The organism is Ruegeria sp. K3, from assembly GCF_056531845.1.
This window is the reverse complement of record NZ_JBQFMM010000010.1, coordinates 74,897-96,394: the sequence shown is the minus strand read 5'-3', so window position 1 is coordinate 96,394 and position 21,498 is coordinate 74,897. Positions and strand designations below refer to the sequence as shown.

At 57.4% G+C, this 21,498-nt stretch carries 21 protein-coding genes; 9 read left to right on the top strand and 12 right to left on the bottom strand.

Going from position 1 to position 21,498, the window contains the following annotated elements; translation table 11 throughout:
* Positions 1-8 precede the first annotated feature (8 nt).
* Positions 9-335 carry a heat shock protein HspQ gene (gene hspQ / locus ACR0MP_RS17240; protein WP_170398818.1) on the bottom strand — a complete coding sequence of 109 codons (327 nt, stop codon included), beginning with the start codon at positions 333-335 and terminating at the stop codon, positions 9-11.
* 80 nt (positions 336-415) lie between these two features.
* Here hspQ and ACR0MP_RS17235 point away from each other — a divergent pair, with 80 nt between their 5' ends.
* Both ACR0MP_RS17235 and ACR0MP_RS17230 read left to right on the top strand, forming a co-directional pair.
* The gene (locus tag ACR0MP_RS17235) at positions 416-1,297 is read left to right on the top strand and encodes an AEC family transporter (protein ID WP_170406666.1); all 882 of its coding nucleotides are present in this window, start codon (positions 416-418) and stop codon (positions 1,295-1,297) included.
* Between the two features lie 60 nt (positions 1,298-1,357).
* Positions 1,358-1,939, top strand: coding sequence for a transglycosylase SLT domain-containing protein (locus ACR0MP_RS17230; protein ID WP_480887389.1), 582 nt, complete (start codon positions 1,358-1,360; stop codon positions 1,937-1,939).
* A gap of 15 nt (positions 1,940-1,954) precedes the next feature.
* Here the strand turns inward: ACR0MP_RS17230 and ACR0MP_RS17225 are convergent, their stop codons facing one another.
* The 4 genes from ACR0MP_RS17225 to ACR0MP_RS17210 all read right to left on the bottom strand — a co-directional run bounded on the left by ACR0MP_RS17225 (position 1,955) and on the right by ACR0MP_RS17210 (position 8,142).
* Positions 1,955-2,551: an outer membrane lipoprotein carrier protein LolA gene (locus ACR0MP_RS17225; RefSeq protein WP_170406673.1), complete on the bottom strand. Its 597-nt coding sequence runs from the start codon at positions 2,549-2,551 to the stop codon at positions 1,955-1,957.
* A gap of 39 nt (positions 2,552-2,590) precedes the next feature.
* A complete protein-coding gene (locus tag ACR0MP_RS17220) occupies positions 2,591-5,509 on the bottom strand; it encodes a DNA translocase FtsK (protein WP_170736272.1) in 2,919 nt (972 codons plus the stop codon).
* Positions 5,510-5,523: 14 nt separating this feature from the next.
* The gene (locus ACR0MP_RS17215) at positions 5,524-6,705 is read right to left on the bottom strand and encodes an aminotransferase class I/II-fold pyridoxal phosphate-dependent enzyme (RefSeq protein WP_170406679.1); all 1,182 of its coding nucleotides are present in this window, start codon (positions 6,703-6,705) and stop codon (positions 5,524-5,526) included.
* A gap of 108 nt (positions 6,706-6,813) precedes the next feature.
* Positions 6,814-8,142 (bottom strand): amidase family protein, encoded by a 1,329-nt coding sequence (locus ACR0MP_RS17210; RefSeq protein ID WP_170732523.1) that lies wholly within the window; start codon positions 8,140-8,142, stop codon positions 6,814-6,816.
* A 52-nt stretch (positions 8,143-8,194) separates the two neighbouring features.
* On the opposite strand from ACR0MP_RS17210, the gene ACR0MP_RS17205 reads away from it, so the two are divergent.
* Positions 8,195-9,457, top strand: coding sequence for an FAD-dependent monooxygenase (locus ACR0MP_RS17205; RefSeq protein WP_480893844.1), 1,263 nt, complete (start codon positions 8,195-8,197; stop codon positions 9,455-9,457).
* Here ACR0MP_RS17205 and ACR0MP_RS17200 read toward each other — a convergent pair.
* From ACR0MP_RS17200 to ACR0MP_RS17180, 5 genes are all read right to left on the bottom strand, one after another.
* Positions 9,454-9,639: a Trm112 family protein gene (locus tag ACR0MP_RS17200; protein ID WP_170398842.1), complete on the bottom strand. Its 186-nt coding sequence runs from the start codon at positions 9,637-9,639 to the stop codon at positions 9,454-9,456. The genes ACR0MP_RS17205 and ACR0MP_RS17200 overlap by 4 nt on opposite strands.
* Positions 9,636-10,277, bottom strand: coding sequence for an LON peptidase substrate-binding domain-containing protein (locus ACR0MP_RS17195; protein ID WP_170398861.1), 642 nt, complete (start codon positions 10,275-10,277; stop codon positions 9,636-9,638). Before ACR0MP_RS17195 ends, ACR0MP_RS17200 begins: the two co-directional genes overlap by 4 nt.
* 27 nt (positions 10,278-10,304) lie before the next feature.
* A complete protein-coding gene (locus tag ACR0MP_RS17190) occupies positions 10,305-11,222 on the bottom strand; it encodes a thioredoxin family protein (protein WP_170736266.1) in 918 nt (305 codons plus the stop codon).
* Between the two features lie 87 nt (positions 11,223-11,309).
* Positions 11,310-12,098, bottom strand: a complete 789-nt coding sequence (locus ACR0MP_RS17185; protein WP_170425855.1) for an exodeoxyribonuclease III — start codon at positions 12,096-12,098, stop codon at positions 11,310-11,312.
* Positions 12,099-12,417: 319 nt separating this feature from the next.
* The gene (locus tag ACR0MP_RS17180) at positions 12,418-13,104 is read right to left on the bottom strand and encodes a response regulator transcription factor (RefSeq protein WP_170398869.1); all 687 of its coding nucleotides are present in this window, start codon (positions 13,102-13,104) and stop codon (positions 12,418-12,420) included.
* A gap of 161 nt (positions 13,105-13,265) precedes the next feature.
* Here ACR0MP_RS17180 and ribA point away from each other — a divergent pair, with 161 nt between their 5' ends.
* Positions 13,266-14,360: a GTP cyclohydrolase II gene (ribA, locus tag ACR0MP_RS17175; protein ID WP_170425856.1), complete on the top strand. Its 1,095-nt coding sequence runs from the start codon at positions 13,266-13,268 to the stop codon at positions 14,358-14,360.
* The gene (locus tag ACR0MP_RS17170) at positions 14,357-14,857 is read left to right on the top strand and encodes a L,D-transpeptidase family protein (protein WP_170406691.1); all 501 of its coding nucleotides are present in this window, start codon (positions 14,357-14,359) and stop codon (positions 14,855-14,857) included. The genes ribA and ACR0MP_RS17170 overlap by 4 nt, the downstream gene beginning before the upstream one ends.
* Here ACR0MP_RS17170 and ACR0MP_RS17165 read toward each other — a convergent pair.
* Both ACR0MP_RS17165 and ACR0MP_RS17160 read right to left on the bottom strand, forming a co-directional pair.
* The gene (locus ACR0MP_RS17165) at positions 14,841-15,500 is read right to left on the bottom strand and encodes a YggS family pyridoxal phosphate-dependent enzyme (RefSeq protein ID WP_170406696.1); all 660 of its coding nucleotides are present in this window, start codon (positions 15,498-15,500) and stop codon (positions 14,841-14,843) included. The two genes, ACR0MP_RS17170 and ACR0MP_RS17165, sit on opposite strands and share 17 nt — an antisense overlap.
* Before the next feature lie 101 nt (positions 15,501-15,601).
* Positions 15,602-16,609: a porin gene (locus ACR0MP_RS17160; protein ID WP_170398881.1), complete on the bottom strand. Its 1,008-nt coding sequence runs from the start codon at positions 16,607-16,609 to the stop codon at positions 15,602-15,604.
* Between the two features lie 278 nt (positions 16,610-16,887).
* On the opposite strand from ACR0MP_RS17160, the gene ACR0MP_RS17155 reads away from it, so the two are divergent.
* The 4 genes from ACR0MP_RS17155 (at position 16,888) to holA (ending at position 21,498) form a co-directional block, all read left to right on the top strand.
* Positions 16,888-17,370: a DUF3576 domain-containing protein gene (locus ACR0MP_RS17155; protein ID WP_170398884.1), complete on the top strand. Its 483-nt coding sequence runs from the start codon at positions 16,888-16,890 to the stop codon at positions 17,368-17,370.
* A 72-nt stretch (positions 17,371-17,442) separates the two neighbouring features.
* Positions 17,443-19,995, top strand: a complete 2,553-nt coding sequence (gene leuS / locus ACR0MP_RS17150) for a leucine--tRNA ligase (protein ID WP_170736260.1) — start codon at positions 17,443-17,445, stop codon at positions 19,993-19,995.
* Positions 19,982-20,473: an LPS assembly lipoprotein LptE gene (lptE, locus tag ACR0MP_RS17145; protein ID WP_170398890.1), complete on the top strand. Its 492-nt coding sequence runs from the start codon at positions 19,982-19,984 to the stop codon at positions 20,471-20,473. Before leuS ends, lptE begins: the two co-directional genes overlap by 14 nt.
* Positions 20,470-21,498 carry a DNA polymerase III subunit delta gene (gene holA / locus ACR0MP_RS17140; RefSeq protein ID WP_170406701.1) on the top strand — a complete coding sequence of 343 codons (1,029 nt, stop codon included), beginning with the start codon at positions 20,470-20,472 and terminating at the stop codon, positions 21,496-21,498. Before lptE ends, holA begins: the two co-directional genes overlap by 4 nt.

Genomic DNA, 21,498 nt, shown 5'->3' with positions numbered 1-21,498 from the left:
GGACATATTCAGTTCAACTGAAAGTGCAGCGGATAAGATCCATCCTGAAACGGGCCGAACATGTTGGGGATATCGGGATGGTCTACCGGCTCACCCGATTGATCCTCAACCAGATTTTGTTCTGAAACATAAGCGACATAGAAGGATTGATCATTCTCAGCCAGCAAATGATAGAACGGCTGGTCCTTCAGCGGGCGACTATCTTCGGGAATGGCCTGATACCATTCCTCCGAGTTCGAGAATTCCGGATCGACATCAAAAATAACCCCTCGAAAAGGGTGTCTACGGTGTCGAACCACCTGTCCCAGGCGGTACTTGGCTTGTGTCTTTAGCATTGTTTCGGCCCCCAAAGCATTTAGTACATCTTTTCGGGCAGAAAAGCCAACCAATGAGCTGAAATTCGGGGAAACAGTCTGTGAACCTACTCCTAACAGTGTTCGAAATCGTTGCCCCAGTGTTCCTTCTGGCCGGGATCGGGTTTGCGTGGGTCAAGCTTGGGTTCGAGTATCGGTTACAATTTGTCACGAGGTTTGCGGTGACGCTTGCAGTGCCCAGCCTGATCTTCGTAGCTTTGATGCAAACCGACATTCCTGGCGGTGAATTGACCGTTTTCACGCTCGCTGCGATTGCATCACATGTTGCTTTGGCGGTGGTTTTCTGGGTCTTTGTACGTGCCTCAGGGCTTGAGCAGCGGACCTATCTGTCACCTCTTATCTTCGGTAACACTGGGAATCTGGGCCTGCCTTTGTGCATCTTTGCCTTTGGGCAGGCTGGGTTGGGTTTCGCGGTGATCTTTTTGGCCGTTACCGCTCTGTTTTCTTTCACTTACGGTATCTATCTGGTCGCGGGGCGCGGCGCCTTTGGCAGGGTTCTGCGCGAGCCCATGGTCTGGGCCACGCTGCTGGGGGCATTGTTTCTGTGGCGTGGATGGCAGACGCCACTGTTTCTAACCAACACGCTGGAACTGTTGGGCCAGATGGCGGTGCCTATGATGCTGATCACCCTTGGGGTCGCGATTGCACGCCTGACAACACAGAAGCTGCAACAGGCTATATGGTTGTCCTTGCTGAAACTCGCGGTGTGCTTCGGGTTGGGCTGGGTTCTTGCCATCAGTTTTGAACTGGGCCCTGTGGCTTTCGGAGTTTTAGTTTTGCAGATGTGTACCCCAGTCGCTGTCACCTCATACCTGCTGGCAGAGCGGTTTGAGGCGGATTCAGATGCGGTTGCAGGCATGGTCATGGTCTCGACCGTGCTATCGGTTGCCGCACTGCCTATAATTCTCGCTATTATTCTGTAACGATTGTGATTTCCTCAGAGCTCAATCTGCGCTAGAATAAAGAAAAAAGGCACGAGGCACATGAGCAGAATTCTTTTCGTACTCTTCGTGGTGCTGCTTTTGGCATCCTGTGGTGGCGGGTCCAAACAGCCACCGAGCAGACTGAATGACGCGTGCAGCATTGCGCGCGAAAAACCCGATTATATCAAGGCTTTCAAAAGCACCGAGCGCAAATGGGGTGTCCCCGTTCACGTTCAGATGGCCACGATTTACCAAGAAAGCCGTTATCGCGCAGATGCGCGCACACCGCACAAATACGTGCTGGGCGTCATCCCGATGGGTCGCCAAAGCAGTGCTTACGGCTATGGTCAGGCACTTGATGGCACGTGGGAGCAGTATCAGCGCGAAACCGGCAAACGCCGCGCCAAGCGGGATCGCATCCGTGATGCGTCAGATTTCATTGGCTGGTACATGAACAAAAGCTATGAGCGGAACGGGATTCATCCCACCGACGCGCGTAACCAATACCTGGCCTATCACGAAGGGCAAACCGGCTACGCGCGCGGCAGCTACAACAGAAAATCTTGGCTGTTGAACGTTGCGAATGATGTAGACGCCCGAGCGCAACTGTATCAGGCGCAGCTGGCGAACTGCCGTTACTAAACAAACCCTGTCAGGTCAGCGATCGTCTGACCTGATACGGGTTTTGCTTGAAAACACGCTGGAATCGAGGTTTCCGCCTTCAGTCAACGGCCCCAGCAGTACGGTCGTTTGACTTCCAGCGTTATCGTGGATCACCCATTTGCGCAGCTCAACCGGATTGGATGTAAACATTAACTCGATCCGCCCGCTTTCCGGGTTTTTGGGGTCCTGAGCCGTCACAACCGTGGCGGTCCCGTCAAAATCGTGCCCAACAACCATATTGGCTTGCCCCAGATTGACATTCCGCGCCAACACCAGTGACAGCGGTGTGCGTTTCAGCGGGTACTGTTCGGGCGGCTGATTGGATTTCGGGTCAAAGATCTGCACCGTCCCCGACCGCGCCAAAACTACCGCGCTGTTGGGCGGATCATATTCGAACCGCATTTTTCCGGGCCGCTCGAGCCACAGCTTACCGGTGCTAAGCGATCCGTCATCATTCACCTGCGTGAATGTGGTCTGAGCCGTCTTCATCTGGTTCAGGTAGTTAGAGATTTGCGACAGTGGCAGCTTTTCAGCCGCCCACGCGGCGGGCGCAGCCAGTGTCAGAGCAAGGGCAAAAGCAATCTGTTTCATAGGACCCAGATAGGCGTTCTGCCCTTGTTATTAAATATCTTACTGCTCGGGGACGAGGATTTCGCGTTTTCCAACGTGATTTGCCCCGGAAACAACGCCTTCGTCCTCCATCTGCTCAACAAGCCGCGCAGCTTTGTTGTAGCCAATGGCAAGTTTTCGCTGAATGTAGGACGTCGAGCATTTGCGATCTTTGATCACAATCGCCACTGCCTGGTCGTAAAGGGCGTCTTCTCCGTTCGTGTTGCCACCCGTGTTCAGGCCCAGAACAGCGTCGATATTGTCAGCCTTTTCCTCAGCCGGGCCATCGACCACGCCACTCATGTAGGCCGGCGGACCGAACTGTTTCAGGTGGTTGACGATTTCTTCGACCTCTTCATCCGAGACAAACGGACCGTGGCAACGGGTGATCTTCGCCCCGCCCGCCATATACAGCATGTCGCCCTGACCAAGCAGTTGCTCGGCACCCATCTCGCCCAGGATCGTGCGGCTGTCGACTTTCGAGGTCACCTGGAACGAAATCCGCGTTGGGAAGTTCGCCTTGATCGTCCCGGTGATCACGTCAACAGAGGGGCGCTGAGTGGCCATGATCAGGTGAATGCCCGAGGCCCGCGCCATCTGCGCCAGACGTTGAATGCAGGCCTCGATCTCCTTGCCCGCGACCATCATCAGGTCGGCCATTTCGTCGACGATCACAACGATATAAGGCATTGCTTCGGGCGCGAATTCTTCGGTCTCGAACATTGGCTCGCCAGTTTCATCGTCAAAGCCGGTCTGGACCGTGCGGCTGAACATCTCGCCCTTGGACAGCGCATCCTTCACGCGGCCATTGTAGCCCGCGATATTGCGCACGCCCATTTTGGACATTTTGCGATAGCGATCCTCCATCTCGCCCACGACCCATTTCAGGGCCACAACCGCCTTTTTCGGGTCGGTCACAACAGGCGAGAGCAGGTGCGGGATACCGTCATAGACCGACAGTTCCAGCATCTTGGGGTCGATCATGATCAGGCGGCACTCATCCGGCGTTAGCTTATAAAGCAGCGACAGGATCATCGTATTGATTGCCACCGACTTACCGGAACCGGTCGTACCAGCGATCAAGAGGTGAGGCATTTTTGCCAAGTTCGCCACCACGGACTCACCGCCGATATCCTTGCCTAACGCCAAGGGCAGCGCATGGTTACCATCGCCGAAATCGCGACTGGCGAGGATTTCGCGCAGCACCACCATCTCACGGTTTTCATTGGGCAGTTCAATGCCAATAACCGAGCGCCCCGGTAGAGTTGAAACCCGCGCGGACAAAGCCGACATTGAGCGCGCGATATCGTCGGCCAAACCGATCACACGGCTGGCTTTTAAACCCGGTGCAGGCTCCAATTCGTACATGGTCACAACCGGACCGGGGCGGACGCTGACGATCTCACCCTTGACGCCGTAGTCATCCAGCACGTTTTCCAGCATCCGCGCATTTTCCTCGAGCGCCTCATCGCTTAGGTGATGGCGTTGGATGCTTGCAGGGTTGGACAGAAGGCCCAGCGGTGGCAGTTCGAAATCAGAATGCCGTTCCTCGAAAGAAAGTGTCGGCTGTGCTTCGGCTTGCGCCCTGCGCGAAGGTGGAGGAGTGCGTCGGACCGGTTGAGCTACTACAGGTTTACGCGGCTCAGCGACAGGAATCTTGACAGCCTGTCTCGCTTGGAGCGCGGGTTCGGAGGCATCATCAAACACGGCCTCATCATCATAGTCCGGTTCGGAAACATAGTCCTGCTGCATCCAATTATCAGCCTCGGAGTCAGCCGCCAGCGTCTCAACATCAGATCCTGCTGTCAGCGGTGGTTCGGGTGGCAAACCTGCAGAGGTCATCGGGGGTTCGGGCGGCAACTCGTCTGCCGCGCCAGAGTTCAAAATCAACGGGTCCGGTCCCCTGCCCCGCCCTTTGGTCAATGGCAAGTTGGGATCGGGTTCGGGCGTTAGCACACCAGCGGCCACTTTACGATTGCGCACAGCGGCGGAAATCTTGGACCGGATGCGATCCTCACCCGGCATGTCGTAATACCCTTCGACCGCAACGTTTTCGACCAACTCAGGCTCGGGCATTGGGTCAGGACGACGGATCAGGGAAGGCATCCGAGCCAGAAGGCCTGTCTTGGCGACAGGTTCCTGCGCTTCAATCTCAGGGTCTTCAAAGACCGGATCAGCGTAGGCCAGGTCGTCGTCAAAATCCGCCTGAACCGGAACTGCACGTTTGGCCTTGCGCTCGGCCCATTGGGCCTTCCGGTCCCGTGCTGCCCGCGCTGTCGCCGATGCCCCGCGTCCCAGCGCGTTCATCAACAGATCATAGGCCATGACCAGTCCCAACAGAAACGCCCGGAAGCCATTGCGAACGTCCGCTTTGCCGAAACCCAACACGAATACACCCAGAGCGAGCATACCGACCGCCATCGCCAGCGACATCAGCTTGACCAGGAAATGCGATGAGATCGGCAACAAAGTCAAAATCGCGCCCATCACTGTATCGCCGAATAGACCACCCAAGCCATAGCTGTGCGTCGTCCGCCATTCGGCACCCGGTACCAGAGTCGCTGCATAGACAGCCAGAACGGCGATCCAGATCGGCGCAAAAATCAGGCGGGCAATGGCACGGTCTTCACCTAAATGACCTGCAAATCGAACGCCCCAAGTGATCAGCACCAAGGCGACACCCAAGCTGCCCCAACCCACGATCATAAACAACGGCGCGGCAATCGAGGCCCCAATGCGCCCCATCCAGTTTTGCACGGGCGCATCGGTCGAAACCATCCAGTTTGGATCATCGGGCGTATAGGACCAGATCATCGCTGCAGCGGCCAACCCCAACAGGATCAAAGCGATCCCGATCAGTTCTTTGCTACGCCGTTCAATGGCGGCTTGCGTGTTGCTGTCCAGCAGCGGGTCACGGTTTCGCGCGTTATATGATGCCATTTTGCCCTCGTACCTCACGAATAGATGCAGTCGCGGAGTGTAATCAGCCCGCGCTTCATCTCTGTTTTTGGGGCCACCATCGCGACCCGGATAAATTGCTCGCCCGGGTTTTGCCCCGGATCACCTTGAGAAAGATATGCGCCCGGCAGAACCCGAACACCGGTTTCCTGCCAAAGCTTCAATGCGGTTTCTTCACCGTTTTCGACCGGCAGCCACAGGAAGAACCCGGCCTCGGGCGGCATGTAGCCTTGTACGCCTGCGAAAACCTCATCCGCTACGGCGTATTTCTCCTGATACAGCGCGCGGTTTTCCTGCACATGCGCTTCATCCGCCCAAACCTTGGCGGCGGCGGCCTGCAGCGGGGCGGGCAAAGGGGCACCCGCATAGCTGCGCAACAGTTTGACACGGCTGATTGTTTCAGGTCCACCTGCGATCAGCCCCGACCGCAGCCCGGCCAAGTTCGACCGCTTGGACAGAGAGTTGAACAGCGTGACACGTTCGGGGTCAGCACCCAGTTCTTGCGCAACGGTTAGCGCGCCAACCGGCGCGGCGTCGCGGTAGATTTCGGAATAGCATTCATCGGCAAAGATGCGAAAATCGTACTTTTCAGCCAATTGAATCAGTTCGACCCAGTTATCGCGCGAGGCGACCGCCCCCTGAGGGTTCGCGGGCGAGCAGATATAGGCTACAGCAGTACGGTTCAGAACCTCTTCGGGCAGGCCTGCATAGTCTGGCAAATGACCAGTGGCAGCGGTTGCCGGCACGAAATATGGCTGCGCACCGACCGAAATCGAGGCAACCATGTAGACCTGATAGAAGGGGTTCGGGCACAGAATGATCGGTTGCTGCCCATTTTTCTGCTCAGGGCAGAGCGCCATTGCAGCGTTATAAAGACCCTCGCGCGTACCGTTCAGTGCCATCACATTGGCATCTGCATCCATCGACACACCATAGCGGCGGTTGATCCAACCCGTGATCGCTGCGCGCAATTCAGGTGAGCCTTCGTTTGGGGGATATCCCTGAAACCCGGCGGCGTTTTCCATGATCACGTCAGTCACCCAAGAAGGGAAATCATGCTTGGGCTCGCCAATGGTCATGTGAACGACTTCACCACCCGGCTGATGATGATCCAACAGGGCGCGTAGACGCGGAAATGCGTATTCCGGTAGGTTCGAAAACCGCTCGGGGAAATTCATGATACTGCCTCAATTTCGGGGTCATTTTGCGCCCCGTTTTATGGCAGATTACAGATCGACCCGGGCTTCGTCCAGACAAAGAGGTGCCGAATCAGGGGATTGTGGCATTCAGGTCAAAGCGCTTTCGGCTGCCGACCCGAGCCGTAACAAGGCCTCTTCCGACCCCGGATAGCCCAACATCATCAGCCCGCAACCGGGTGTTCCCGTGGGCAAAGTCAGTGCCGCAAGCCCCATCAGATTGCCGATCCGGGTGTTGCGGAGAGCCAAGAGATTTTCGGTAACATAGTAGTCATGATCATTCATCAACCGGTCGAGATTGGGCGGTAGGATCGGGGCCGTCGGCGCAAGCACGGCGTCAAAGCCCGCAGTGGCCGCATCCCAAGCCTGTCGACAAGCGGTTAGTTTCGACCAAGCGGCCACGTAATCGGGGCCGGAATAGGCCTTGCCCATTCGGAACCGTTCAAGGATTTCGGGATACATCGCCTCGGGGTTCGCTTCGATCACATCTCGCCACAAGCCGTAGGCTTCGGTTGTATAGAGCACACCCGACAGGCTCATCGCTTCGTTCAGCTCAGGCACGTCAAGCGGAACGATCTCGGCCCCGGCCTCTTTCAGGCGCGCCAGCGCATCATCATAGGCGTTGGCTGGAGCTTCGCGCAGATCGTCCTTGGCGACGTTCTGCAAATCAGCAAAGCGGCGACCGATCAATGACGCCCCGCGCAGATCAGCCGGGGCGGTGCCCTCAAGCGCGGCAAGCATATGTGCGGCGTCCTCAACTGATCGCGCCAGCGGCCCAACGGTATCGAATTTCAGACATAGCGGCACGACGCCCTCAAGGCTAACGCGCCCCGCCGTGGTTTTCAGCCCCACCAGATCGTTCCAGGCCGAGGGAATCCGCACCGATCCACCCGTGTCCGAGCCAACGCCGCCTGCAGCAAGCCCCCAAGCCACCGAAGCTCCTGCACCTGAAGATGAGCCGCCCGGCACTGCGTCTTCGTCATTCACGCATGGAGGCGTAGCCGTCACAGGGTTTAGACCCAAACCCGAGAACGCCAATTCGCTCATATGCGTTTTACCCAGACAGACCGTACCCATCGCGGTCGCGTTCCGCACCACCTGCGCATCGGATTCGGGCACGCGGCCTTCCAACAGGGCCGAACCGGCCTCGGTCCCTACGCCTGCCGTGTCAAACAGGTCTTTCCAGCTGATCGGGACGCCATCCAACAAAGACCGACGCAGGCCAAGCTTGGCCCGCTCTTGCGCCGCAAGGGCCTCGGCGCGGGCGCGATCGTGGGTCACCCGGGCATAGATCCGATCGCGATGTGGATGGGCGTCAATCGCGCTCAGATAAGTTTCTGTCAGTTCAACCGGATCAATCTGCCCCATTCCGATACCACGGCCCAAATCACATGCCGTCATGGTCAGCCAGTCTTGCATCCGGTCCCCTCCCGAGTAATTCCGTGATCGGACGGTAGCGACAGGACCGCACATGGACAATCCCGAAAGGGCGCGCATATTGCAGCACATGGAACACAGATCCGATATCCTGATCGTTGGTGGTGGCCTGAATGGCCCTGCCCTTGCGCTGGCGCTGGCCCAGACCGGGCATTCAGTCACGGTTGTTGACGCTCTGGCAGAGAAAGTACGCAAGAATGCGGCCTTCGACGGGCGCGCCTATGCGCTGGCATTGGCGTCGCAACGTCTGCTCGACGCGATAGGCGTTTGGGAAAAGGTGGAAGAGCGCGCCCAGCCGATGCTGGAGATCAAGGTAACGGATGGTCATGCCGGTGCCGGACCTTCCCCGTTCTTTATGCATTTCGACCATGCCGAGATCGAAGAAGGCCCGATGGGCTATATGGTTGAAGATCGCCACCTGCGGCGGGCTTTTCTGGAGGCCATGACCGAACAAGACGGGATTACCGAAATCAGCGGCAAAACGGTCGTGTCTCAGGACATCTCGGCAAACGGGGCAACGCTGACGCTGGATGACGGGGCCACCTTGTCCGGCAGCCTACTGGTGGGTTGCGATGGCCGCCGCAGCGGCACCGCTATGCGCGCCGGAATCAAACGAACCGGCTGGGACTATGGCCAGACCGCTCTGGTCTGCGCCATTGAACACGAGCTACCGCATCACGGTATCGCCCATCAGTTCTTCATGCCCCCCGGCCCGTTGGCGATTCTGCCGCTGACCGGGAACCGCAGTTCCATCGTCTGGAGCGAACGCACTGAGACGTCCGCGCAGATCAATACGCTGCCCGAGGCAGATTACCTACAAGTTCTGCGCCCGCGCTTTGGCGATTTCCTGGGGGATATCCGCCTGCAGGGTGACCGGTTCACATACCCGTTGAACCTGACCATCGCCAATTCCTTCATCTCGGACCGGTTGGCTTTGGTCGGAGACGCCGCCCATGGCATGCACCCCATCGCCGGGCAAGGCCTGAACGCAGGCCTGCGTGATGTCGGTGCATTGGCCGAGGTTCTGACCCTTGCGGGACGACGTGGCGAGGATATCGGATCAACGCTTGTGCTGGAGCGCTATCAAGAGTGGCGCCGGTTCGACACAGCCTCGCTTGCGATGGCGACTGATGTGTTCAACAAGCTGTTTTCGAACGATAATCCCCTGCTCCGCATAGGTCGGGATATTGGAATGGGTATCGTCGGATCGCTGCCCGGGCTGCGCCGAGGTTTCGTGCGCGAGGCTGCAGGTCTGACCGGAGACCTGCCGAAACTGCTGCAGGGACACCCGATCTAGTCCAGCTCTCGGGCCTCATCCACTAGCATCACTGGAATACCGTTGCGGATTGGAAAGGCCAGAGCGGCGGCTTTTGACACCAGCTCTTGCCGTTCGGCATCATAGTGCAGCGTCGTGTGGGTCTGCGGACAAATCAACGCCTCAAGCATATGGCGGTCAAAGGCGTGTTCGGTATCGCTCATTGCAGTTTTTCCTCATTCGATCCGCCGCGCATGGCGAATTCAATCAATGTCACCAATGTCTCGCGCCGGGTGCGCAGGCAGGGGGCCTCAAGCAGGGCTTGCTTTTCCTCGGGGTCAAACTCTAGCATCATTGACAGGGAATTGACCAAAAGCTCGTCATCGGCATCTTTCATCGTGTCCCAATCGGTGGACAACTGACGGGACGAAAAAAACCGTTCCAACAGCCGCAGGAACCTGTTCCGATCAAAACCGTCATCCACCTCGGCCTTGCCGAGATCTCGGTCAAACCCGTCCCAGGACACCGAAACCCGGCGATACGGGGTGAAACTGTCCAACTCTGATTTGACCCTGAACCGAGAGATTCCCGTCAGCGTAATCAGATACCTGCCATCTTCGGTCTCGGAAAACTGGGTGACCCGTCCAGCGCAGCCGATCTGGTGCAGCTTGGTTTCGTCGCCCTGACAGGTATTCGGTTGCACCATCCCGATCAGGCGTTCTTGCGTTTTCAGCGCGTCGTCCAGCATCTGTAGGTAGCGCGGCTCAAAAATATGCAGCGGCAGGCGAGACCGTGGCAGCAGCAGCGCTCCGGGCAAAGGGAAAACGGATACCGTTTCCGGCAAATCGGCAGGATGCATCATGTACCCGAGTTTAGTTCTGATCGGGGATTAGGCAAATATCATCGAGCTGAGCTTGCGCCGCCCGTTCAGAACAATTGGGTCATTGGGCTTGAGCGCATCGAAAATTGTGAAGAGCTGCGCCTTTGCTGCCCCATCATTCCACTCGCGATCGCGGCGGAACAATTCCAACAGTTGAGCCACTGCCTCTTCGACATCGCCATTGGCATGCAGGGCCTGCGCCAGATCGAAACGGGCTTGATGGTTGTCTGGCTCGGCCTCAACTGTTGCAGTCAACTCACCTACCGGACCAGCATCTGCAGCCTGCTTGGCCAATTCCAGTTGCGCATGGGCCGCTTCAACCTCGGGTGAAGTGCAAATCTCGGCAGGAGCGCCATTGAGGATCGCCTCAGCCTGATCCAGATCCCCCGATGCGATATGCGCGCGCACCAACCCGCCATAAGCGGCAGCGTGATTGGGGTCTTCACCCAGTATGGCGGCAAAAGTCTGTGCCGCGTCTACAGCGGCCCCCTCGGTCAACATTTCTTCGGCAGCTTGCACAGCATCATCTAGTTGACCACCCGGGCTTTCACCGCCCGCGGCTTCGATCACACGATCTATGAAGGCCTTGATCTCGGACCCTGGCAAAGCGCCCTGAAACCCGTCGATCGGTTGGCCTTTGTGAAATGCATAGACCATCGGAATCGACTGGATGCGCAGTTGCCCTGCAATCATCTGCGCTTCGTCCACGTTGATCTTGACCATCTTGACCGCACCTTTGGCAGCGGTCACGGCCTCTTCCAACGCCGGGCCCAGCGTTTTGCAGGGACCACACCAAGGCGCCCAGAAGTCAACGATGATCGGCGATTCTTGTGAAGCTTCGACCACATCGGCCATGAAGGTGGCCTCGGTCCCGTCTTTAATCAGATCAGTGGCTTGGGGGCTGCCTGCGCCGTTCAGAAGGTCCATGGCTTATACTCTCTGGTTCGAACTTGCGCCCTATATGCAGTCCAATGCGGCAGAAACCAAGGGGAGAGTTCGGCGAATTTGCTTCGGTCAGACGTCAAACGTAGCAAATACCGGGGCGTGATCACTGGGTTTTTCCCATCCGCGCGCGTCGCGCAGAATGCGGCTGGAATGACCCGCGTTCGAGATATCGGGCGTAGCCCACACATGATCCAGCCTGCGTCCCTTGTCGGCGGCATCCCAATCTCGTGCCCGATAAGACCACCAGCTGTATAGCTGGCCCTCGGGAATATCCTGCCGGGTGATATCGACCCAGCCACCTGCATCCTGAGTCTCGGCTAGCGTTTCAACCTCGATCGGCGTATGTGAAACCACCTTCAGCAACTGCTTGTGCGACCAGACATCATCTTCGCGGGGCGCAATATTCAGATCGCCCACCAGAATGGACTTTTTCGGCTTTTCCGCATGGAACCAATCGCGCATGTCAGCGAGGTAATCCAGCTTTTGGCCAAACTTCTCGTTCACTTCGCGATCCGGCACGTCGCCCCCAGCGGGGACATAGAAATTATGAATGGTCACGCCATTCTCCAACCGCCCCGCAATGTGTCGCGCATGACCCAAACCCGCGAAATCCTTATCCCCTACTTCCTCAAGCGGAAGGCGCGACAGGATGGCGACGCCGTTATACCCCTTCTGGCCCCGCGCAATCATATGCGTATAGCCCAGCTCGGCGAACCCTTCGGTTGGGATTTTGTCGACCGGCGATTTGCATTCCTGTAGACACAGCACATCCGGTGCCTCTTCCTGCAGCAATTTCAGAACGATAGGCTCGCGCAGGCGGACCGAATTGATGTTCCATGTGGCAAGGGTGAAGGGCATATCCGGGGGTTCCTTTGTCGAAGTTGCCGCAGGTTAGCGCGGCGCCAAGCGAGGTGCCATCGAAAAACAAAGCAATGTTGCCTGACCCGGCGGTGACGGAAACTTGCAAAGTTTCCGGTCCGATTTCATTGAATGAAATCGGATGCCCGGTGCCGATATCGCCCTGCACGATACAGTTGCACCCTACAAAAAAAAGCCGGGCCATCAGGCCCGGCAGTCCAACAGGGAGGTGCATGTCATAACCCGGACATGCGCGGGTTGGGAGTAATCTAAAGATACCTACAGAGTATCACTTTGATCCAAGTCAATCCACCATTAGTCAAGCAACAAGGCGATATCCGCCCGATTCTGTGACCAAAAGGCGCGCATTCGACGGGTCGGGTTCAATCTTCTGACGCAGACGATAGATATGGGTTTCAAGCGTGTGCGTTGTAACGCCTGCGTTGTAACCCCAGACCTCATGCAAAAGAACATCACGTGCAACGACGCCGTCAGTTGATCGATAGAGGAACTTGAGAATGTTAGTCTCTTTCTCGGTCAGGCGGATCTTGCGATCATCTTCGGTCATCAGCATCTTCATGGCCGGTTTGAAGGTGTAGGGCCCCAGAACAAAGACCGCATCCTCGGATTGTTCATGCTGGCGCAGTTGGGCCCGAATCCGGGCCAGAAGAACCGGAAATTTGAAAGGCTTGCTGACATAATCATTAGCGCCAGCATCAAGGCCCAGGATCGTGTCAGCATCGCTGTCGTGCCCAGTCAGCATCAGCACCGGGCTTTTGACGCCCTGCTTGCGCATCAGGCGACACAGCTCGCGGCCATCGGTATCCGGCAGGCCGACATCCAGAATCACCAGATCGTATATTGCTTCGCGCGCGCGTTCCATTGCCGACGCGCCATCGGACGCCTCGAACACGTCAAAGTCTTCGGTCATGACAAGTTGCTCGCTGAGCGCTTCGCGCAGGTCTTCGTCGTCATCCACCAGCAGTATTTTCTTGAGCTGAGCCATGTACGGTCCTCCTAAGCCTTTTCCATCACTTGCGTATGAAGAATGCAATCAGCAAGATTTACTGCAGTCGTCTCACGCCCTCGTGTCTGACGCCGAGGAAATGTTTCACATTTTCCAGTGATCGGGGTAGGACAGGGTCTGATCGTTTCAAGGTAAACTGCATGAGTCTCACTCCCGACATCACCGAATTGCTGGCACGGGCGCGGGCTGACCTGCGTATGGGTGTTCCCGTTGTTCTGACCGACGAACTGGGATTTGGAGTACTCGCATTCGCCACCGAGACCCTGAGCCCGCAAAGGTTGGCCGATTTGCGCGGCTTGGGCGGGGATCCCGTTGTCGCCATCACGGTTCGGCGCGCTGAAACACTTAAAGCGCGTGCATATGACGGCGATCTTGCTCGTGTCATGATCCCGGCGGATGCTGGGCTGAGCTGGGTGCAGGCGGTGGCCGACCCGTCCGATGATCTGAACGCCCCGATGAAGGGCCCGCTGATGACCGAACGACAAGGCAGCGCAAATCTGCACCGGATCGCTATTGCGCTGGCCAAGTCGGCGCACTTGCTTCCGGCCGCCGTCGTCGCCCCAATTCAAGACGGGCGCGAATTTGCGGCAGATCATGGTCTGACCTGCATTGACCATGCCCGGGCCGCGCCACATCTGACAGATCGCAGCGCTCTGCACCCTGTCGTCGCCGCACGCCTGCCGATGGAAGTGTCGGAGGCCGGGCGCCTACATGTATTCCGCCCCGAAGATGGTGGAGAAGAACACTATGCGGTTGAAATCGGTCGCCCTGACCGCGACAAGCCCGTCCTCGCGCGGCTGCATTCGGCCTGTTTCACGGGCGATCTCATGGGCAGCCTGAAATGTGACTGTGGCCCGCAGCTGCGCGGGGCCTTGGCCCAGATGGGGGACGAGGGTGCGGGTGTCCTGCTCTATCTGAATCAGGAAGGACGTGGGATCGGGCTCGCCAACAAAATGCGCGCCTATTTTCTTCAGGATCAGGGATTTGACACAGTCGAGGCCAATCACCGGCTTGGATTCGAAGACGATGAACGGGATTTCAGGCTCGGCTCGGATATCCTGAAATCGCTGGGCTTCAATTCGGTCCGTCTGCTGACCAACAACCCTGCAAAAATCGCGATGATGGAACGCACAGGTATCGCCGTCACCGAACGTGTTCCGTTGAAAGTAGGTGAAACAGATTTCAACCGCGCGTATCTGGCGACCAAAGCGGCAAAGTCAGGCCACCTGCTGTGACACCAAGCGATCTGGTTCTTACACCACGTGGCATTCGGTTTCTCGGGCACCTGTTCCCCTGCGCTATAGGCAAAGGGGGCTTGAGCCCAACCAAGCAGGAAGGTGACGGAACAACACCAACAGGTGTGCATCACATTGTGGGTATGCTCTATCGCGCAGACCGAATGCCACGGCCGGCGCATTGGGCACGACCGATCGGACCGCGCGATTTATGGTCAGACGACGTAGAGGACGATGCGTATAACCATTTGGTGCGGGCGCCTCATGATTTCAGTCACGAAAAACTGCGTCGCCCAGATCCGCTTTATGACCTGATCTTGATAACCGATTGGAACTATCCCAATTCAGAACCCAGCCGGGGATCGGCCATCTTCCTGCATCAATGGCGACGCCCACGGTTTCCGACCGAAGGCTGCATCGCATTCAGGCGCGACCACCTACGTTGGATTGCCCAAAAAATCACGCCGGGCACACGGCTGATCATCCCTGAGGCTTAACCCGCGCCCCGAATATGGCAGACCCAATACGGACGTGTGTGGCACCCAAGGCGATTGCCGATTCAAAATCACTGCTCATTCCCATCGACAAACCCTCCAGCCCATTCCGCTCTGCGATTTTTGCTAATAGCGCGAAGTGCAGCGCGGGCTCCTCTTCAACCGGTGGAATGCACATCAAACCTCGGACGGGCAGGTCCATGCCGCGGCATTCTGCAATGAACGCATCAGCATCTTGTGGAAGAGTACCGGCTTTCTGATCCTCTTCGCCTGTGTTGATCTGTATAAAAAGATCAGGGCACTTACCCATCTCTTGCGCCAATCGCGCCAATATTTTGGCGAGCTTTGGTCGATCAACTGAATGGATGGCATTGCAAAGCTCAATCGCCTGCCGTGCCTTGTTTGTTTGCAATGGACCGATCAGATGCAGATCGATGTCCGGAAAACTCTCGCGAAATGCAGGCCATTTGCCAGCGGCTTCCTGCACACGGTTTTCTCCGAAACACCGGTGGCCCTGCTTCAATACGGCTTCGACCCGGTCGTTAGGTTGCACCTTGGAAACCGCGATTAATTGCACCGAGCCTTCGGCGCGTCCTGCCGCAGATTCAGCTTTGGCTATTCGATCGGTGATTTCTTGCAGCGACATGGGTCCCTCATTCTGCGTTTGCAGCAGCAAAACACCATGTGGCGGCAAAAGAAAAGGGCAGGTCCGAAGACCTGCCCTTGAACCTTGTGGTTCAGATCAACTTAGAAGTTGAACTGAGCACCAAAGTCGGCACGCAGCTGGCTGTCGCCGTCGCCACGCTTCTGGTTGCCGATACCACCGCGCAGCGATGCACCGCCACCCAGGTCGTAGATGGCACCGATGCCGTACTGCTGCAGATCGTCGTCTGCCGAACCGTCACCGTAAGCGAAGGTCAGAGTGGTTGCCGCGCCCAGGTTGTAGGCTGCCGACAGACCGTATGCGGTGCCGTTGCGGTCATCGTTTGCAACGTCATCGTCTGCGACGAACAGAGTACCGGAGAAGTCACCGAATTCTGCACCCAGGGTCAGAACGGTCAGGCTCTGCTTGTCGGCGTCGCCCAGACCGCTGGTCTGACCGTAGGCCAGAGCGGCAGTTACGTTACCGAAGGTGTAGGTCGCGCTGATGTCCCAGCGGTCTGCATCATCAGTGTCCGCACCGGCAACAGCTTCGTCAGCAAATGTGCGCTGGTCATACGACGCGCCGAAGGCGAAGTCGCCAACTGCGTACTGGAAGAACACAGCGTTTGCGCCCGAACCGGTCGACGAGTACGCCAGGAAGTCATAGTCGACGCCCGAGTACTGACCAATGAAGCTTTCCAGGCCAGGCTCGTTACCGTAGTAGTTTGCCAAGTTGTCGAACGAACCGGCTACGTTACCGGCGTCAACACGCAGACCACCGAAGATGACCGAGAAGCGTGCGCCGTTCAGGCCAGCAGAGTTTGCTTCGCCGTTGCCGGCATCTTCGTCTGCCTGCAGACGAACACGGCCTTCGAAGCGAACGCCACCGTCAGTTTCAACGATTCCGTCGATGTTCAGACGGAAGCGCGAGACCAGAATGGTTTCGTCGGTTTCTACGCCGGTCGCTTCACCACCACCAATTGCGTCAACGGTACCTGTACGGTCTTCCAGGTATCCCAGACCAAAGCGGCCGTAACCGCTGAACTTTACTTCGGCCGCTGCAACACTTGCGGTTGCAATCAGTGCGGTCGTTGCGAAGAGAACTTTTTTCATCTTGTTTCCCTCGGTTTCAAAGATTTTCTACTCGACACATGCAAAGCACGCGTCTCAGCACGGACACCGTTTCGCTTTTTTTGCCCCCGTTGCGCAAGCTTGGCATAAACGCAAAGACGTCATTCGGCCCAAATTGGTGCAAGGATGCCACAGTCGAATTCAACGGATCGTGCGGTTCGCGCGAGTCGATCATAAAAGAATAGGGTTGTTGCTGTACGGGTCCTTGTCTAGGAGTATCACTCGACAGAGCAAAACAAGTGACACGGGACCTTCCAACGATGCGCCGTATTACGATTCCAGGTTTGATCATGGTAACGGCTGCCTTATCAGCCTGCGGAGGGCCACCGCCTGGCGATGCAAGTGTGTTGACCGCTGATGGCAGCTCGACAGAGGAACGCGAACTGAATGACCCGAATCGTTCGACGATTTGGGATGTATTTGGCCCGAACACCTCAGAGCAGGTCACTCAGGTAAATCGCTATCTGTGGGCCGCATCGCTGGATGTATTGAATTTCTTACCGATCCAAGAGGTCGATCCGTTTACCGGAGTGATCGTAACGGGTTATGGCACACCGCCCGGCGGCGGGCGTTCCTATCGCGCGACAGTTCACATCAGTGATCCTGCTTTGGAAGCGCGTTCTTTATCCGTAGCTCTTCAGACCAGTGGCGGTTCTCCGGTCAGCGCTGCAACGTCGCGCGCCGTCGAAGATGCGATCCTGTCTCGCGCGCGTCAGCTACGCATTGCGGACAACAAGTTCTAGAAACCCGACAAAAATCACACTATTACCACGCCGGGTTCCTACCCGGCGTTTTCATTCACGAAGGACCGCATGATGTCTCGCTACTCGGCCAACGAAATCGAAGCAAAATGGCAGGAGGCCTGGGACAAGGCCGGAATCTTCACCGCCAATCACAAGGCGGACAAGCCGAAATACTATGTGCTTGAGATGTTCCCCTACCCGTCTGGCCGTATCCACATGGGGCATGTACGCAACTACACGATGGGTGACGTGATCGCCCGCCACAAGCTCGCAACCGGTCATAACGTGCTGCACCCGATGGGCTGGGACGCGTTCGGGATGCCTGCGGAAAATGCCGCAATGGCCAGCGGCGGCCACCCCAAAGATTGGACCTACGGCAATATCGCCGACATGCGCGGACAGATGAAGCCGCTGGGCCTGTCGATCGACTGGTCTCGTGAATTCGCCACCTGTGATCCGGAATACTACGGCCAGCAGCAGGCTTTGTTCCTGGATATGCTCGAGGCCGGTCTGGTTTATCGCAAGAACGCCGTGGTGAACTGGGACCCAGTCGATATGACCGTTTTAGCCAATGAACAGGTAGAAAACGGCCGTGGCTGGCGTTCAGGCGCCTTGGTTGAGCGTCGCGAGTTGACTCAGTGGTTTTTCAAGATTTCCGATTATTCCGAGGAACTGCTCGACGCGCTGGATACGCTGGATGACTGGCCCGCCAAGGTGCGCCTGATGCAAGAGAACTGGATCGGCAAGTCCCGTGGCCTGCAATTCGGGTTCGAACGCACCGATGGAGGTGAGCCGATCACCGTCTACACGACACGGCCCGATACGCTGATGGGCGCGTCGTTTGTTGGCATCTCGCCCGATCATCCGATTGCCAAGCAGCTTGAGGCAGAAAACCCGAAAGTCGCTGAATTCGTTGCTGAATGCCGCAAGGGCGGCACCACCGAAGAGGCGATCGAAACCGCCGAAAAGCTGGGTTATGACACCGGCATACGTGTAAAACATCCACTCGACCCCAGCTGGGAGCTGCCGGTTTGGATCGCCAACTTTATCCTAATGGACTATGGCACCGGCGCCATTTTTGCCTGCCCAGCTCATGATCAACGTGACCTCGATTTCTGTCGCAAATACGGCCTGCCTGTGGTCGACACATTCTTTGCACTGGATGATGACACTCCGGTCGACAAGATCGCGTTTGTTCCACCAAAAACCGAGAAAGTCCGCTGGGTGAATCATTTTGCGGGTCTCACCGAGGCAACGGGTGACGAGGCCATCAATGCCACCGTTGATTTCGCCGAAAAGGCCGGTTGGGGTGAAGGTGTTACCAAATACCGCCTGCGCGATTGGGGGCTCAGCCGCCAGCGCTATTGGGGCTGCCCGATTCCTGTTGTGCATTGTGATCAATGCGGCACGGTCCCCGAGAAGAAAGATAATCTGCCGATCGAGCTGCCTTATGATGACGGCAACAGCAAACCCATAGATTTTTCGATCCCCGGCAACCCGCTGGACCGCCACCCCAGCTGGCGCGACACCCCTTGCCCTTCCTGCGGCGCTCCAGCCAAGCGGGAAACTGACACGATGGACACGTTTGTCGATTCGTCGTGGTACTTCGCCCGTTTCACCGCCCCGCGCGCTGAAACACCCACCGATCTTGCCGAAGCCGAGTATTGGATGAATGTCGACCAATATATCGGTGGGATCGAGCATGCGATTCTGCACCTGCTCTATTCGCGCTTCTTCGCACGGGCGATGAACATCACTGGTCATTTGCCGAAGAAAGCGATTGAGCCGTTCAACGCGCTGTTTACTCAAGGCATGGTGACTCATGAAATTTATCAGACACGCGACGCCAACGGTCGCCCGGTCTATCACCTGCCCGAAGACGTGACCGACGGCAAACTGACCGACGGCACCGTGGTTGAAATCATCCCCTCAGCCAAAATGTCCAAGTCGAAAAAGAACGTCGTCGATCCGGTCAGCATCATCTCGGCCTTTGGTGCGGATACTGCGCGCTGGTTTGTTCTGTCCGACTCCCCACCTGAGCGCGACGTGGAATGGACCGCGTCGGGCGCCGAAGCCGCGTTCAAACATCTCAGCCGCGTGCACCGCATCGCCGCAGAAATCGCAGAATCGGATCTGCCGGCCACTGCAGATGACGAAACGCTGCTACGTGAGATGCACAAAGCCATTCATGACGTATCGGGCGGGGTCGAATCCTTTGGCTTTAACGCATCTATCGCAAAGCTTTATGCATTCACTAACACGCTTGCCAAATCCAAAGCGGGCTCTGCAGTCAAGCGCGAGGCAGCCAAGACATTGGCGCAGCTGATGTCGCCGATGACGCCACACTTGTCCGAAGAACTTTGGCAGATGCTGGGCGGAGAAGGCCTGGTTGCAACCGCGCCTTGGCCCATCGCGGATGAGACGATGCTGATCGATGACACCATAACCCTGCCGATTCAGATCAACGGCAAGCGTCGGGCCGAGATCAGCGTAGCCAAAGATCTGGATAAAGCAGAGGTTGAAAAAATCGCCCTCAGCACCGAAGCTGTGCAAAAGGCGCTGGATGGCGCTGCACCGAAGAAAGTGATCGTTGTTCCGGGCCGGATCGTTAATGTCGTCGTTTGATCGCAGAACCCTGTTATTGATGCCGCTGGCGCTCGCCGCTTGCGGGTTCGAGCCGGTCTATGCGCCCGGAGGATCAGGCTCGGCCTTGGATGGCAAGGTCGAGGTGTCAGCGCCGAATACCGTCGAAAGCTTTCTGCTTGTTCAGAATCTGGAACGCAAATTAGGTCGAAGCGCGACCTCGGGCAACGAATACAAGCTGGATGTGGGGGTTTCGACGGTCACCCGCAGGGCCTCGATCACCACAGCAAATGAAACCAATCGCTACACCATCGACGGGAACGCGACTTACGCGCTGAAATCCAATGCGACCGGGCAAATCATCGCCTCGGGCAACGTTACCGAATTTGTCGGCTATTCTGCTGCGGGCTCAACTGTGTCGACGCTGGCCGATGAGCGTGATGCGACCGAGCGGCTGATGGTGATTCTAGCCGATCAGATCGTGAACCGCCTTTACGCCACGCCGGGCCTGTCCACATGAAGTTGAGCCCGCGTGAGGCTGAAGGGTATTTTTCCAAGCCGGACGCGGACAAAGCCGGATTGCTGATCTACGGGGCGGACGCGATGCGCGTTGCGTTGAAGCGTCAACAGGTGCTGGCGGCTTTGCTGGGACCTGGCGCCGAAGAGGAAATGCGCCTGACCCGCATTCCCGGAAGCGATCTACGCAGCGATCCGGCCCTGTTGCTGGACGCGGTCAAGGCTGTCGGATTTTTCCCCGGTCCCCGCGCGGTGTTTGTTGAAGACGCCACCGATGTCGCAGCGCCTGCGATTCTCACAGCCCTTGAAGACTGGGATCATGGCGATGCACAGATCATCGTGACGGCCGGGCAGCTCAAACCCAGCTCGAAAATCCGCAAAGCTTTCGAAGCGAACCCTGCCGCATACGCTGTTGGCATCTACGATGACCCGCCCTCGCGTGCCGAGGTGGAGCGCATTCTGGCGCAAGCCGGATTGAAGAATATTCCGCGCGATTCGATGTCGGCGCTTAGCGAACTTGCGATGGCGCTCAGCCCTGGTGATTTCACTCAATCAGTTGATAAACTGTCGCTTTACAAACGCGGTGACGCCGGTGAACTGACGATTGAAGACATTGAAGCCTGTGCGCCGCGGTCGACCGAGGCGGCGCTGGATGATGTATTGAACGTCGTTGCCGAAGGCCGGGCACAGGAAATCGGCCCCCTTATCCGACGCCTGCAGGCGCAGGGCACCAACGGGGTCACCTTGTGTATTGGGGCGACGCGGCATTTCCGAACGCTCTATGCCTGCGCATCCGACCCTGAAGGCGCGGCGCAGGGAATCGGCAAGCTGCGCCCTCCGGTCTATGGCAAACGACGTGACCGGATCCTGAGGCAAGCTCAGGGATGGGGGGCGCCCAAGCTGCAGACCGCTTTAACCGTCCTTACAGATACGGACCTATCCTTGCGCTCGGCAGGTCAAACCGCACCTGCGATGGCACTGGTAGAGCGTGCAATGATCCGACTGGCGATGCTGGCCCGATCGGGTTAA

What these genes read in the sequence shown, in the direction of transcription:
- hspQ (WP_170398818.1), bottom strand. Translation starts at nt 335, where the DNA reads ATGCTAAAGACACAAGCCAAGTACCGCCTGGGACAGGTGGTTCGACAC.
- ACR0MP_RS17230 (WP_480887389.1), top strand. Translation starts at nt 1,358, where the DNA reads ATGAGCAGAATTCTTTTCGTACTCTTCGTGGTGCTGCTTTTGGCATCC.
- ACR0MP_RS17225 (WP_170406673.1), bottom strand. Translation starts at nt 2,551, where the DNA reads ATGAAACAGATTGCTTTTGCCCTTGCTCTGACACTGGCTGCGCCCGCC.
- ACR0MP_RS17220 (WP_170736272.1), bottom strand. Translation starts at nt 5,509, where the DNA reads ATGGCATCATATAACGCGCGAAACCGTGACCCGCTGCTGGACAGCAAC.
- ACR0MP_RS17215 (WP_170406679.1), bottom strand. Translation starts at nt 6,705, where the DNA reads ATGAATTTCCCCGAGCGGTTTTCGAACCTACCGGAATACGCATTTCCG.
- ACR0MP_RS17210 (WP_170732523.1), bottom strand. Translation starts at nt 8,142, where the DNA reads ATGCAAGACTGGCTGACCATGACGGCATGTGATTTGGGCCGTGGTATC.
- ACR0MP_RS17205 (WP_480893844.1), top strand. Translation starts at nt 8,195, where the DNA reads ATGGACAATCCCGAAAGGGCGCGCATATTGCAGCACATGGAACACAGA.
- ACR0MP_RS17200 (WP_170398842.1), bottom strand. Translation starts at nt 9,639, where the DNA reads ATGAGCGATACCGAACACGCCTTTGACCGCCATATGCTTGAGGCGTTG.
- ACR0MP_RS17195 (WP_170398861.1), bottom strand. Translation starts at nt 10,277, where the DNA reads ATGATGCATCCTGCCGATTTGCCGGAAACGGTATCCGTTTTCCCTTTG.
- ACR0MP_RS17190 (WP_170736266.1), bottom strand. Translation starts at nt 11,222, where the DNA reads ATGGACCTTCTGAACGGCGCAGGCAGCCCCCAAGCCACTGATCTGATT.
- ACR0MP_RS17185 (WP_170425855.1), bottom strand. Translation starts at nt 12,098, where the DNA reads ATGCCCTTCACCCTTGCCACATGGAACATCAATTCGGTCCGCCTGCGC.
- ACR0MP_RS17180 (WP_170398869.1), bottom strand. Translation starts at nt 13,104, where the DNA reads ATGGCTCAGCTCAAGAAAATACTGCTGGTGGATGACGACGAAGACCTG.
- ribA (WP_170425856.1), top strand. Translation starts at nt 13,266, where the DNA reads ATGAGTCTCACTCCCGACATCACCGAATTGCTGGCACGGGCGCGGGCT.
- ACR0MP_RS17165 (WP_170406696.1), bottom strand. Translation starts at nt 15,500, where the DNA reads ATGTCGCTGCAAGAAATCACCGATCGAATAGCCAAAGCTGAATCTGCG.
- ACR0MP_RS17160 (WP_170398881.1), bottom strand. Translation starts at nt 16,609, where the DNA reads ATGAAAAAAGTTCTCTTCGCAACGACCGCACTGATTGCAACCGCAAGT.
- ACR0MP_RS17155 (WP_170398884.1), top strand. Translation starts at nt 16,888, where the DNA reads ATGCGCCGTATTACGATTCCAGGTTTGATCATGGTAACGGCTGCCTTA.
- leuS (WP_170736260.1), top strand. Translation starts at nt 17,443, where the DNA reads ATGTCTCGCTACTCGGCCAACGAAATCGAAGCAAAATGGCAGGAGGCC.
- lptE (WP_170398890.1), top strand. Translation starts at nt 19,982, where the DNA reads ATGTCGTCGTTTGATCGCAGAACCCTGTTATTGATGCCGCTGGCGCTC.
- holA (WP_170406701.1), top strand. Translation starts at nt 20,470, where the DNA reads ATGAAGTTGAGCCCGCGTGAGGCTGAAGGGTATTTTTCCAAGCCGGAC.